The organism is Colwellia sp. BRX10-9 (genome assembly GCF_014077405.1).
Taxonomy (GTDB): Bacteria; Pseudomonadota; Gammaproteobacteria; order Enterobacterales; family Alteromonadaceae; genus Colwellia_A.
The window spans coordinates 71,675-85,750 of sequence record NZ_JACGVV010000015.1 but is presented as its reverse complement, the minus strand read 5'-3'; the positions used below and the strand labels follow the sequence as shown (position 1 = coordinate 85,750).

The window sequence follows — 14,076 nt, the reverse complement described above, 5'->3', positions numbered from 1 at the left end:
CCTCGTGAAAAACACAGGTCGGTAAGGTTTTAGTTTTAAGCGTTATTCAACAACGCTTTAAGAGCTGCACGATAACATCGAACAACCCGCCTTATTTCTCGCCCATTCAGGACGTTTCTCACTGTAATGATGAAACTCAACTTGTTCATCATAAGGTTTTTCCAGAACCTTTTGTAATTCATGTAATTTACTAAAATCACCTTGCTCTGCAAGCTCAATGGCTTGTTGTGCTAAATAATTACGCAATACATATTTAGGGTTCACCTTATTCATCGCCGCTTTTCTTTGTGCTGCTGTTTTTTCGTCGTGCTGAATTCGATTAGCGTAGCTTTCTAGCCAAGAAGAAAAACGTGCTTGATGCTGTGGCGTTAACTGCTCGTCTAGATAGAAACAATCGGCAAAATGATTGACGTTATTTGCTTTAACTTTTTTGTCGTAACTAAAATCAGCCAGTAAACGATAAAAAATAGTCATGTCTGTTTCTATATCACCCAACAAGGTTTCAAGTGCTAAAAACAATGCTGTGTCCGCTTTATGGTTTATATCTTCAGCCGTAATACCCAGTTTATTCGACATCATTTCATGCCACTGTTGTTGATACGTTTTACTGTAATTATTTAATATCACCTCTAGTGGCTTAGATTCTTCTATCAATGGATAGATAGCGTTCGCTAATTGAAATAAATTCCATTGTGAAATTTCACCCTGTTTGCCGAAGCTGTAACGCTTACCTTGGGCATCTGTGGTATTTGGTGTCCAAGACAAATCAAAATTATCAATCCAACCATAAGGACCATAATCAATCGTTTCACCGATTAATGACATATTGTCGGTATTCATTACGCCATGAACAAAACCAACCCGCATCCAATGCACCATCAATCGACAAGTGCGTTGGGCAATTTCATCAAACCAAGCTAAGTAACCTTGTACCGAGTCATTTTCGTGGTCATTTAATAAATGCGGAAAATCTCGTTTTATCGAATAATCAACGAGCTGCTTTAACAAAGCCTTATCTTTACGGTAAGCCGGTAGCTCAATACTTCCAAAACGCATAAATGACGATGACACTCGACAGACAACAGCGCCTAATTCAGCTTTCGCATTACCGTTATAAAACATATCCCGAACGACACTGTCACCGGTTAACGATAAACTCAGTGCTCGGGTGGTAGGAATACCTAAATGAAACATCGCTTCTGAACATAAGAACTCTCGTACCGATGAACGTAATACCGCTAAGCCGTCAGCCGTTCGTGAAAACGGTGTTGGTCCTGCACCTTTTAGCTGGAGAACTTTATGGCCATCTAAGGGGGTGTTTACTTCAGCTAAGTTAATGGCGCGGCCATCACCTAATTGTCCAGCCCAATGGCCAAACTGGTGTCCGCCATAACACATCGCATAAGGGGCAAATTCTTCAGGCACGACATTCCCCGTGAACAACTGTAAAAATTCATCACTTTTAAGCTGCTCTTCGCTTAACCCTAATATTGAGGCAACATCACGACTAGTCGTAACCAACTGTGGATTTGACGTTCTTTTAGGCGATACCCAAGAAAAAGCAGCGGCATGAACTTGGTGCGGAAAAATAGACTCTTCTAAATCTTCAGGTAACTGTGAAGAAAAGCTATTATCAATATTGAAATCTAAGTAAGACAAAATAAGCGACTAATTGAAAAATAGAATTGAAAGGGAATTATTGACTGTCAGTTTCTATATTGCAATATTCATTTCAAACAAAAAGCTGATTTAGGTTATTCACTTATAAATATCATTAAAAAGTAATATCTACTCAGGTAAAAGCTAGCACTCACTATTGCAAAGCTATCGTCAGTGAAGCTTTAAAAGTGCTATGGCAAGATTGACAACCCAGTATTAATTTTTGATATTCAGCGACAATAACAACCATATTTTTTTCTTTGGCCGCTTGCTTAATTTTGATAGCGCCACCATGAACAACTTTGTCAAAACCTTTAAATGTAGCGACTTTTGATCCTAAGGCTCTCATCAATTTTTTCCGTTGCGACATTGCCGGTTTTGGGTGATTAATAATCCCCTGTGCTGCACTTTCAACAAGGCTAAAGTCTTCTAAAATAATTCCTTGTGTGATCATCTTGGTGTCAGATAACAATGCCTGCATAACCTGTTTAAACGTTACAATACTATTTTTATCGATATCTTGTTGGTAATGCTGTGCGTTCGCTGAAACACCAACGAAAAAAGCTATCACGACACTGGTAATAATCATTGTTTTTTGTATTTTATACATGGCGACTCTTATTTTATCGAAAGGTAAATGAGTAAACTAAGGTTAATAAAGGAGTTAAGTCATTATGACAATAATCGCTTTAACGTTAACCAAACAGGAAACAATCATTCATACTCGCATAAGGACAGCCAATTTACGCCAAAAATATTAAAGCGCTTTAGCTTATTTCAGTTTAACGGCAAATTTTAGCGCCAAAATATTAAAGCACTTTAGCTTAGTTCAGTTTAACGGCGAATTTTAGCGCCAAAAATATTAAAGCACTTTAGCTTAGTTCAGTTTAACGGCAAATTTTAGCGCCAAAAATATTAAAGCACTTTAGCTTATTTTAGTTTCGCGGCAAATTTTAGCGCCAAAAATATTAAAGCGCTTTAGCTTATTTCAGTTTAACGGCAAATTTTAGCGCCAAAAATATTAAAGCACTTTAGCTTAGTTCAGTTTAACGGTAAAATAGCGGCAAATTTTAGCGCCCTATTAGGCTTTATCTTGCAAACATTAGCCCAGCTCAATTCAGGTAAATATTCAGATATAACGCATTTAACCCTCAGTGAGAATTTAACTGAATTTCCGCAAAAAATCTTTTCATTAGCAAACTCTCTTGAAGTATTAGACTTAGCAAATAACAAATTAACGGCTTTACCCTGTGAGTTTTCTTCAATGAAGAAGTTAAAGATATTATTTTTAACTAATAATAACTTTAAAAGTATTCCTGAAGTCTTAGCGGCTTGCCCACAACTAGAAATGATCAGTTTCAAGGGTAATCAATTAAGCCGAGTAGATGAAGACGTGCTGCCAACAGGAACACGTTGGTTGATATTAACTGATAATAAAATATCAGCACTACCCCATTCAGTCGGCAAGCTAAGCCGTTTACAAAAATTAGCATTGGCTGGCAATCAATTACAGCAACTGCCCGATAGTATGCAGAACTGTAAAAATTTAGAATTAATACGTCTTTCGGCTAATCAATTAGTCACACTTCCCGATTGGCTCTTTCAACTACCTAAATTGGCGTGGCTAGCTTTTTCGGGTAATAAGTTAACGCGCAGTGTTCAACCAGTGATTGATCAGATGACAAGTGTTTCACAGCAAGACTTTCAACTAAAACAAAAATTAGGTGAAGGCGCATCAGGGATAATTCATCAAGCAACATGGTTAACTAAACCTATCACCATTGATTCAGATGACGATATAGCAGTAAAGATTTTTAAAGGTGAAATAACCAGTGATGGTTACCCTATTGATGAACTAAATAATTGCTTGCAAGCCGGTGAACATAAAAACTTAATCAAAGTCATTGCTAAAATCATGTCGAAAGAGCAACTTGCTTTAATTATGGAGTTAATTCCTCAGCGTTTTTATAACTTAGGTTTACCCCCTTCGTTAACAAGCTGTACTCGTGATACTTTTCCTAAGTCTGCCACATTAACAACAAGTCAGATAATAAAAATAGTCCTTAGCATGGCTGATACTTTACGTCATTTACATGAAAATAAAGTCAGCCATGGTGATATCTATGCTCATAATACTATGGTCGATGAAAACGCAAATATGCTGTTTGGTGATTTTGGCGCCGCTTCTAACTTAAAGGTTTTGCCTGCAACACAACAAAAAGCAATGCAAGCGATAGAAGTGAGAGCTTTAGGCTGTTTATTAGATGATTTATTGCCTTTGTCTCTTCATTTAGAAAACACTGCGCAATACCAAGCGCTGTTGATAATAAAAGAGCGTTGTATGCAAGCCGATACGTTTAAAAGCCCCACCTTTATCGCTATCGTTGAGCAATTAAAAGTACATGTTTAACCTGATTTTTTAATTCATATTATTAAGTGTATAACCGGTGAGATCGAATAACTGGTTTTAGAAGCTCTCTTTTAAAACCAGTTTATCATCTACAAACCGCTTTTTTTTTAAACACCAGCGCTAAAACGATTCAAACACATTTGCTTGCCCAGCCCCTTTAACCTAAAATATCGACAAGTTAATTTTTCCTTCAAATAATAAGGTTTTTCATGGCACAACCATTACCAGATAAATTTATCATGTCGATGAACCGCGTATCAAAAGTGGTTCCACCTAAAAGAACAATACTTAAAGATATTAGTCTTTCATTTTTCCCTGGCGTTAAAATTGGTGTTTTAGGTTTAAACGGTTCAGGTAAATCAACGCTGCTTCGAATTATGGCAGGTGTTGATAAAGATTTTGAAGGTGAAGCAACGTCTTTAGCCGGTACAAAAATTGGTTACTTACCGCAAGAGCCTCAACTTGATGAAAGCCAAACAGTGCGTGAAGCTGTTGAAGAAGGGGTTGCTGAAGTTAAAAATGCTATGGCTCGTTTAGACCAAGTCTATAACGAATATGCAGAAGAAGGCGCTGATTTTGATGCCTTAGCCAAAGAACAAGGCGATTTAGAAGATATTATTAATGCGCAAGATGGTCATAATCTTGATAACGTTTTAGAACGTGCGGCTGATGCTTTACGCTTACCTGAATGGGATCAAAAAATCGCGGTACTAAGTGGTGGTGAACGCCGTCGTGTCGCGCTTTGTCGTTTATTGCTCGAAAAACCAGACATGTTATTACTTGATGAACCAACTAACCATTTAGATGCTGAGTCTGTTGCTTGGTTAGAGCGATTCTTACACGATTACCCAGGCACTGTGGTAGCAATTACCCATGATAGATACTTCCTTGATAATGTAGCGGGTTGGATTCTAGAGCTTGATAGAGGGCACGGTATTCCTTATGAAGGTAACTATTCTTCATGGCTAGAACAAAAAGACGCACGTCTTGCACAAGAAAGTAAAGGTGAAAGTGCACTACAAAAAACCATTAAGCAAGAACTTGAATGGGTGCGTTCAAATCCAAAAGCTCGTCAATCAAAAAGTAAAGCCCGTATGGCGCGCTTTGAAGAGCTTAATAGTCAAGATCATCAAAAACGTAATGAAACCAACGAACTTTACATTCCACCTGGACCTCGTCTAGGGGATAAGGTTTTAGATGTTAATAACTTAACAAAATCTTTTGGTGACAGAGTGCTCATTGATGACTTAAGTTTTAGTGTGCCAAAAGGTGCTATTGTTGGCATTATCGGACCAAACGGCGCAGGTAAGTCAACATTGTTTAAAATAATGTCAGGCGCAGAAAAACCAGACTCGGGTAATGTAGAGCTAGGTGATACGGTTAAACTTGCCAGTGTAGATCAGTTCCGTGATGACATGGACAATAGTAAAACCGTCTACCAAGAAATATCTCAAGGCCATGAGATATTACAAATTGGTAATTTTGAAATTCCAAGCCGTGCTTATGTCAGCCGTTTTAACTTTAAAGGTAACGATCAACAAAAGATCATCGGTGAGTTGTCGGGTGGTGAACGTAACCGAGTTCATTTAGCTAAACTAGTGCAAACCGGCGGTAACGTATTACTTCTTGATGAACCAACCAACGATCTTGATGTTGAAACCTTACGTGCGCTTGAAGAAGCGTTGTTAGAGTTCCCCGGTTGTGCCATGGTTATCTCGCATGACCGTTGGTTCCTTGATCGCATTGCAACTCACATTTTAGATTACCGTGATGAAGGTAAAATTAACTTCTATGAAGGTAATTTTACTGACTATGAAGCTTGGTTAAAGAAAACATTGGGCCCTGCAGCTACTGAGCCTCACAGAATTAGATACAAAAAAATTGGCTAAGCTAAAGTTAATAGATAATTTTTAAATTACCTATTAGTTATTAAATAGTTATCGGCACTTTATTTTTGTGGTTTTATAAAAATCCACACGAATAAAGTGCCTTTTTGCTAAAAGGGAGCTATGCTAAAGATACCCATTTATAATTTGAACTTAAGCAATGGAAAATAGACGTCAATTCACGCGAGTTTTGTTTTCAATCAATGCGATATTAGAGGTTGAACAGCAGAATTATCCTGTTACTATCCACGACATTTCACTTAATGGCGCTTTGGTCACTATGCCTAAAGCTGAAAAGTCATTAAAAGGTAAGTTAGGCTTATTACATTTTGACTTAGTTAATGGCGAATCGATCGTTGAAATGCATATTGCTGTCGTTCATGAAGAAAATGACAAGCTAGGCTTACAGTGTGAAGTAGGCTTGCAATGTAATGCTATCGATATTGACAGTGTGACCCATTTAAGACGGTTAGTTGAATTAAATTTAGGTGATGAAAGCCAGTTACATAAAGAACTTTCACAATTATCACGCCTTGCTTAATATGATGGCAATCGCCTTGCTTTATAGAGGAACATTATGAATCACTTAGTTATTTCATTTATTACCAAAGACCGTCCTGGTTTAGTCGAAACCTTATCCAAAGTCATTAAACAACACCAAGGTAACTGGCAAACCAGTAGTTTGCATCATTTGTCCGGCTGTTTTGCTGGTGTACTTGAAATAGCGGTAGCGCAAGCTCAATGTGAAGCCCTAACTCGTGCAATTACGACACTGGACGGTTTTAAAGTCATTATCGAAAAGACTACCCCTAGCCAAATTAACGATGAGTCACCGGTAGTTTTAGAGCTAACAGCAAACGATCGAGAAGGTATTGTAGAAGAAATATCTGCGGTTATTCACCATCAAGGCGGTAACATGATAAAGCTTGTCAGCGAGCAAGATAATGCGCCACATACTGGCCAGCCACTATTTAAAGCAAAAATAACCTTAGCGGTTAATAAAGAACAAACACCAAGCTTAATAAATGCATTAGAAGATCTTGCTGACGATTTAATGATTGATATTTCTCGTTAATCTGTTGAATAGTAACTTAATCTACACGGTATTATTAGCCCACTTATCAATACTTCTTTGGGCTTGATAATCCCGTGATATTTTATTCATAGACTGGCTTAACCCTAATGTTAAAAAGGATCGAGTAAACAAGATTCCCCCTCTTTCCCCTTCAATAATGCTCCCGTAAAATTACTGTTAACTCCTAGCTACTAAACTAAAAAACTAAAAAACTAAAAATAAGTATTAACTGAAAATGGCCTTACCTCACCTAATGATTTTGATGAACCTTTAGGGATTTACCAGTGCAATAGAAACAAAAAGGCCCGACATAAGCCAGGCCTTTTCAAAGTGGTACTGGTGCTTTTTCTTAAAGCTTAATACCTAATTTTTTCAATTCTTTTTGAACAACTGAGTTCGGTAATGGAATATAACCATCTTTCTCAACAATCTTTTGACCCGACTTAGAAAGTACCATAGTTAAAAATTCAGCATCCATTGGCGCTAATGGCTTGTTTGGATGCTTATTTACATAAACGTATAGGAAACGAGATAGTGGGTATTTTTTCGATATAGCATTCGCCATATTAGCTTCAACATAGTTGTCACCTTTTTTAGACAAAGCTAAAGCACGAACACCTGAAGTTGTATAACCGATACCAGAATATCCAATACCGTTTAGTGAAGAAGATACTGATTGAACAACTGAAGCTGAGCCTGGTTGTTCATTAACTGTGTTTTTAAAATCACCTTTACAAAGGGCTTTCTTTTTAAAGTAACCGTAAGTACCAGAAACTGAGTTACGACCATAAAGTTGAATGTCTTTTGCTTCCCAGTCACCTGTTAAACCTAAGTCGCCCCAACGGTCTGCATCTTTATCAGCACCACATTTTCGGTTATTTGAGAAAATAGCATCAACTTGATCAATACGTAATCCTTTAATAGGGTTATCTTTATGAACAAATACCGCTAATGCGTCAATAGCAACACGAACAGCCATTGGCTTATAGCCGTAACGCTTTTCGAATGCTTCTATTTCACGCGACTTCATCTTACGGCTCATAGGGCCTAAGTTTGAAGTGGCCTCTGTTAATGCTGGTGGCGCAGTAGATGAACCAGCGGCTTGAATTTGTATATTCACATTTGGGTAAGTGCGCTTAAACTCTTCAGCCCAGAATGTCATCATGTTTGCTAAGGTATCTGAACCCACTGAAGATAAGTTACCTGAAATACCACTGACTTTTTTATATTCAGGTAAATCTTTATCCATTGCTAATGATGAGAAACTCACCAAGCTTGCTAAACCTATAACGCCTAAAGCACGTTTAAAACCCATGTTATTCTCCACTGAGAGTGATGTCCCATTAAATTATTATTAATTTGTTTGGGGCTAATTAATTTATGAACACTATATAAAGTTTATGTGACAATTATATTTAAGGTTTATGACACTTATATTACAGTGATCAATATATGGGTATATAAACAACATTTAATCAATTTCTCTCCTTCGTTCAAAGATAAAGGGGAATAGTTAGACCCTAGCTACGACTTTATAACGAGCAGTATTACTGGAACTTACGGCGAAATAAGAATTAACACATCAAATAATAGCGTTCATCATTAAAGCCGTGAATGTTCAGATAAAAGATTAGGATAAAAATACCGCGGCAATAATTATTATAATGATAAAAATTTAGCGTGTGTTGAAGTTAGTTAACCTTGGTAAATAAGCCACGTTTAGCAAATAAAGCGCTAACGGCACCTTATTCACTAGTGAATAAGGTGCCGTTCATAAGATTATTTTTTATTTAATGCTTCAAAGTAAATAATAAACTCACTACCCTTACCCCACTCGCTTTCAATGGCTAATTCGGCATTATGGTGATGTAAAACATGTTTAACAATTGATAGACCTAACCCTGAACCACCGGTGTCACGAGAACGTGACTTGTCTACTCTAAAGAATCGTTCTGTGATCCGGTTAACGTGTTCAGGACGAATACCAGGACCATTATCTTTAACGGAAAACTTAGCCTTGTTACCACTTCGTTGCCATAAAATGTGAACAGAACCATGGGCAGGCGTGTAAGCAATAGCATTAGATATTAAGTTAACACACGCACTTTTCAATTCAGTATCTATGCCTTCAATCCATAAGTCATCATTAAGATCAGCAGTAATTTTGTGTTGTTTATCTTGGTTAAGCCAAGTGGCATCGTCGACCAATGTTTTAATTAGTTTAGGCATATCAACAAATTGTTTATTTTCTTCATCGGCATGATTTTCTACACGCGATAAAACTAATAACTGCTCTACTAAGCGGTCCATACGTGATACTTGAGTTTCAATAGTGCTAAAAGCTTTTTGCCAATGAGGCTCGAGCGCATGTTCAGTGGTCAGTATCATTTCCACATAACCACGCACCACGGTAAGCGGTGTTTTGAGCTCATGAGAAACATTGGCAACAAAGTCACGCCGCATTTCTTCTAATCTTTTAATTTTACTGACGTCTCGGGCAAGAAAGAGTACTTGGTCACTTCCATAAGCCATTAAGCGCAGCTCTAACTGTAATTCGCTGTTAATGGGTGAAATAATATGACAGGGTTGTTCAAAATTACCGAGTTCTAGGTATTTAGAGAATTCAGGAAAACGGATGAGGTTGTCAATACGTTGACCAACATCACTAGGCCAACGAATGCCTAAAATGCGCTGAGCTTTTTTATTACCCCACAAAATAGTCAGTTCATCAGATAAGACTAAGGCAGCATCAGGTAATGCTTCAGCACCATCCCTGAATTTTCTAATTCTTTCGTTTAACTGTCTTTGTTTGTGGCGGTGCTGTCTAATTTGTCGGTACAGGCCATCATATATTTTCCCCCAGATACCTTCAGATTGTGGAGGAGAGAGTGACTTACTTAGCCACAGCCACTTAATAAGTTTAAATAAATGATGATAATGCCAACATAAAATAACCAAGGTACTAATACAAAGTACGAGGAGAGTTTGGCCAATTAAAAAACCAAAGAACGCGCTTACCGACAATATAGTCAGTAAACGCGTGATAATACTTTTTACGGATAAACGAAAATACATAGTGAGTCGTTTTTACCTATATATAATAATAAAATGCATACTTATGTATTACACACTCGTTTTAAGCTTTCCGGAGAATCGGTAGCCAGAGCCTCGAACGGTTTGAATAAAATCTTCATGCCCTTCGCCAGTAATCGCTTTACGTAATCGTCTAATATGAACATCTACCGTTCGGTCTTCCACATAAACATTCGTCCCCCAAACATTATCAAGTAATTGTTCACGGCTATAGACTCGCTCGGTATGAGTCATAAAAAAGTGTAATAAACGAAACTCCGTTGGTCCAAGCTCAAGTGACCGATCATTAATTGAAACCCGGTGGGCGATGGGGTCAAGTTTCATTCCATGAAATTCAATGGCTTCTTCGAGCGCGGTAGGAGAAACTCGGCGAATAACAGCTTTGATACGTGCTATAAGCTCTTTTGGCGAAAATGGCTTAGTAACATAGTCATCAACACCTGCATCAAAACCTTTAACCTTGTCGTCTTCATCGGCACGGGCAGTTAACATTATAATAGGAATAGACCGCGTATATTCATTTTGTTTTAATGATTTAGCAAGCTTAACACCTGTGCCTCCTGGCAACATCCAATCCAATAAAATCAAATCAGGATAAGGCTCAACAATCTTTGCTTTTGCCTGTTCGTAATCTTCAGCTTCAATAGCATTAAAACCATTTTGCTCTAATACAAAAGTAATCATTTCCCTGATCGGCGCTTCATCTTCAACAACCAATATTTGTCTATTCATGTAAACTTCCCGTTGTCTAACTACACTTTACTTATTGACCATTGTGATAACTTTTTATGACATTTATATTACACACAACAAGTTTAATTCATTTATCTTTATGCCAAAAGCTTAATTTATTGATCTTCATCTACATCGCTAGTTATAAAAAAAGCGACCAAAAGTCGCTTTTTTTATTTTTACAATACGGTAATTAATTAAAACTTGTATTCTATGCCTGCCGCTAAGTAATCTTGATCAGCTTCATTGTCGAGATCAAAACTCGTGTAAAAAGCAAAAAGTTTAGTACTTTTCGCTAAGGCGTAATCCGCGCCAACGGTCATACCTGAACGGTGATCGCCGCCATCATAATTAGCCGTTTGTACTTGTCCTTTAACTGTAATTTTATCAAAGCCATATTTTGCTGAAAACAAGAAACCTTCGACATCACTGCCATCAGAAACTTTTTCTTGTCTGTGAACAATAGCACCTAAGGTAAAGCCAGCGAGTTTACCCTGCACGGTTAAACGGGCCGCATCATAACCTTTAACTTCTGAGTCTACCGCGATAGCAGCATAAATCTTAGATTTTTTAAGCGCTTTATCACCATAAAAAAGGGCCATTGAGGTGCCATCTTGTCCATCAACCTCATCTTCTGCAATATAAGTAACACCCAGTTGAAAACCGTTAACCTTAGGTGATTTATAAGTAACCGTGTCGCTCATGCGGTTCTCACCTTTCCAGAGCTGTTTAATATCTGCGTTTAAATCACTGAATAAGTCAACCTTGCCTTGTGACTGCTTTAATACGGTATCGTTAATACCTAACAATACTTCACCAAAATTACCTTTCAAGCCAATGTATTGATTACGGTCAGTAATGCTATCACCCTTGTCACTATCACCATCAAGGTCGACTTGAAACTCTGCTTTAAAAATAACTTCAAGGCCATTACCCAAATCTTGACCACCTTTAAAACCTATACGTGAAGCGTTACTTTTAACTTCAGAGTAAGTACCAGTACCGTCATCTGATGACTGAACTGTAACATTGGCTTTACCATAGATATCAACATCACCAGCAAACGCTGATACAGAAAGAGTTGATAATAATGCCGCTGCAAGAGTGCTGTAAGAAATTTTCATATATATACCTTATTGGGTGACAGAGTCTTTTATATTAAGAACGATTTAAATTAACTAATTATTTGCCGCATATTCTGCCTAATTTATATGACATTTTTGTGACATTATGAATTATTTTTTAAAAGTTTATGACAATTTGATAAATTTAGCTAAGAAAGACTTCGTATAAGCCACAGCAATTTTAAATAAAAAATTATTTCCTTTAAAAAGAGATAAAACACCTTATATTGAATAAAAATCATTCTTATAGCAGAAAATACTTTTAACCTACCGTAAAATGTCTAGAATTAAGCTAGGTATCATAATAAAGAAGATAAAATGAAGGTAACAAGCATTTCTCGAAAACTATTGACCCGAGTGCTCTCGGTTTATTTTGTTTTAACCTTTATTGTCACCTGCGTGCAAATTGGTGCTGAGTACATTAACACTAAGAGCCACATAAACAGTGAGTTACTGACCTTAGAAAAAACATTTAGCAGCAGTTTAACACGTGCTGTTTGGGAGTTAAATACACAGCAAGCTGTTGATATTGCTGTGGGATTAGTCGCCATTCCTATGATAAAAGGCATTGTTGTTACCGATGAAAATGACCAAATCATTGCACAATTAGGTGAGTTTTCTGAGGGTGAACTTTTTAATCAACCCGATAAAGTAACCTTAAATAGTGAATCTACTGCCATTAGCTCTTTTTCTGAAGGATTATTTGGCCATTCGTTTCAACTCATCTTTGAGTTTTCTGGTCGAACAACAAAAGTGGGGACCGTCGTTCTCTTATCAAGTAATGAAGTGATTTTCGATCGTATTGAAGTTGGTATATATTTTTTAATCGGTAATGCGATGGTAAAAACAGCCGCGTTAGTTATTTTATTTTCTCTCGCCTTTTCCAGCTTATTAACAAATCCGCTTAATGAACTTACTGAACAAATCAACCATTTTGATATAGATGATCCCGAAGCATCAAAGCTTCATACCATGAATTATGAAAATAACGAGCTGAACATTTTACAAAGAGCTTACAACAATCTGCTCGATGAGCTGGTGCAATATCAAAATCGACTGAGTACCGCCAAGCAAGAGATATTAATGGCAAATCATAAACTTGACGATCAAAATTTAATATTAGAACAAGAAGTCGCTAAAAAAACGTCATCGCTAAGTACCACCATGCTTGAAATGAATAAACAACAGCGTGAACTTATCGAGCAACAAAAACAGTTAAAAGCTGAAAATATTCGCCGCAGCCAAACAGAACAAACCTTAACAAAGACCAATCAAGAATTAAAAAACTCGATTCTAGAACTCAAAAAAGCGCAAGAACGTTTACTTGATGCAGAAAAAATGGCTATTTTAGGAAAATTATCCGCTGAAATATCCCATGAAATTAATACCCCTATTGGTGTCAGTATTACCTCAACCAGTTATTTATCAGATTTATTAAATTCATTAAAAAATGATGTCGACAACCAAAAATTAACCAAACGTTCATTAGATGACTTCACTAAAAATGCTGACCAAAGTTTACATTTACTCTTTAACAATCTTAATCGCGCATCTGATTTGATCACCAGTTATAAACAAGTTGCTGTTGATCAAACAAGTAATAAAACACGCAAGATTAACGTTGCACAATACCTAAATGAAATTATTCAATCTTTACAGCCAAAATTAAAGAAAACCAAACATACGGTTAACGTAAACTGTGTTGATAATATTGATATTTATTGCCATGCGGGGGCAATATCACAAATATTTACTAACCTAATAATTAATTCTATTATCCATGGCTTTGATGGTATAGAGAATGGCATGATTACCATAAGTGCAAAACTAAAAGGTGAACGGCTACATCTGCATTACCAAGATAATGGTGTTGGTGTTCCTCAAAATAAATTGCCACAAATATTTGACCCTTTTTATACCACCAAAAGTGGTACTGGAGGCACAGGCTTAGGCACTCATATCATTAACGAATTAGTTACTGATACATTGAATGGCACAATAGTCGCACATTCTGAGGTTGGACAAGGTCTTAGCTATGATATTGAATTTAATGATATGCGTTAAAAAATTCTTCATTGCGATATCTTAACGGTAAGA

Annotated in this window: 11 protein-coding genes; 5 read left to right on the top strand and 6 right to left on the bottom strand. The window is 36.9% G+C overall.

The window, feature by feature from the left end:
* Positions 1 to 57: 57 nt before the first annotated feature.
* Together H4J69_RS10705 and H4J69_RS10700 are read right to left on the bottom strand one after the other, a co-directional pair.
* Entirely contained in the window at positions 58 to 1,659 is a 1,602-nt protein-coding gene (locus H4J69_RS10705) for a YdiU family protein (protein WP_182230253.1), read from the bottom strand.
* A gap of 154 nt (positions 1,660 to 1,813) precedes the next feature.
* Complete coding sequence (locus tag H4J69_RS10700; protein ID WP_182230254.1) at positions 1,814 to 2,269, bottom strand: hypothetical protein; 456 nt, start codon at positions 2,267 to 2,269, stop codon at positions 1,814 to 1,816.
* A gap of 483 nt (positions 2,270 to 2,752) precedes the next feature.
* Here H4J69_RS10700 and H4J69_RS10695 point away from each other — a divergent pair, with 483 nt between their 5' ends.
* The 4 genes from H4J69_RS10695 to H4J69_RS10680 all read left to right on the top strand — a co-directional run bounded on the left by H4J69_RS10695 (position 2,753) and on the right by H4J69_RS10680 (position 7,030).
* Complete coding sequence (locus tag H4J69_RS10695) at positions 2,753 to 4,069, top strand: leucine-rich repeat-containing protein kinase family protein (protein ID WP_182244217.1); 1,317 nt, start codon at positions 2,753 to 2,755, stop codon at positions 4,067 to 4,069.
* Between the two features lie 209 nt (positions 4,070 to 4,278).
* Positions 4,279 to 5,958, top strand: a complete 1,680-nt coding sequence (ettA, locus tag H4J69_RS10690; RefSeq protein WP_070375937.1) for an energy-dependent translational throttle protein EttA — start codon at positions 4,279 to 4,281, stop codon at positions 5,956 to 5,958.
* A 157-nt stretch (positions 5,959 to 6,115) separates the two neighbouring features.
* Positions 6,116 to 6,496 carry a PilZ domain-containing protein gene (locus H4J69_RS10685; RefSeq protein ID WP_070375936.1) on the top strand — a complete coding sequence of 127 codons (381 nt, stop codon included), beginning with the start codon at positions 6,116 to 6,118 and terminating at the stop codon, positions 6,494 to 6,496.
* 36 nt (positions 6,497 to 6,532) lie between these two features.
* Positions 6,533 to 7,030, top strand: coding sequence for a glycine cleavage system protein R (locus H4J69_RS10680; RefSeq protein WP_182221844.1), 498 nt, complete (start codon positions 6,533 to 6,535; stop codon positions 7,028 to 7,030).
* Positions 7,031 to 7,379: 349 nt separating this feature from the next.
* On the opposite strand, the gene H4J69_RS10675 is transcribed toward H4J69_RS10680, so the two are convergent.
* From H4J69_RS10675 to H4J69_RS10660, 4 genes are all read right to left on the bottom strand, one after another.
* The gene (locus tag H4J69_RS10675; protein ID WP_182216486.1) at positions 7,380 to 8,345 is read right to left on the bottom strand and encodes a PstS family phosphate ABC transporter substrate-binding protein; all 966 of its coding nucleotides are present in this window, start codon (positions 8,343 to 8,345) and stop codon (positions 7,380 to 7,382) included.
* Positions 8,346 to 8,809: 464 nt separating this feature from the next.
* Positions 8,810 to 10,105 (bottom strand): phosphate regulon sensor histidine kinase PhoR, encoded by a 1,296-nt coding sequence (gene phoR / locus H4J69_RS10670; protein WP_182216484.1) that lies wholly within the window; start codon positions 10,103 to 10,105, stop codon positions 8,810 to 8,812.
* 48 nt (positions 10,106 to 10,153) lie between these two features.
* The gene (gene phoB / locus H4J69_RS10665; protein ID WP_146796261.1) at positions 10,154 to 10,855 is read right to left on the bottom strand and encodes a phosphate regulon transcriptional regulator PhoB; all 702 of its coding nucleotides are present in this window, start codon (positions 10,853 to 10,855) and stop codon (positions 10,154 to 10,156) included.
* Positions 10,856 to 11,052: 197 nt separating this feature from the next.
* On the bottom strand, positions 11,053 to 11,979 hold the full coding sequence (locus H4J69_RS10660; protein WP_182216483.1) for a porin: 927 nt from the start codon (positions 11,977 to 11,979) through the stop codon (positions 11,053 to 11,055).
* A 318-nt stretch (positions 11,980 to 12,297) separates the two neighbouring features.
* Between H4J69_RS10660 and H4J69_RS10655 the strand changes: the two genes are divergently transcribed.
* Positions 12,298 to 14,043 (top strand): HAMP domain-containing sensor histidine kinase, encoded by a 1,746-nt coding sequence (locus H4J69_RS10655; RefSeq protein WP_182216481.1) that lies wholly within the window; start codon positions 12,298 to 12,300, stop codon positions 14,041 to 14,043.
* The last annotated feature ends 33 nt before the right edge of the window (positions 14,044 to 14,076 follow it).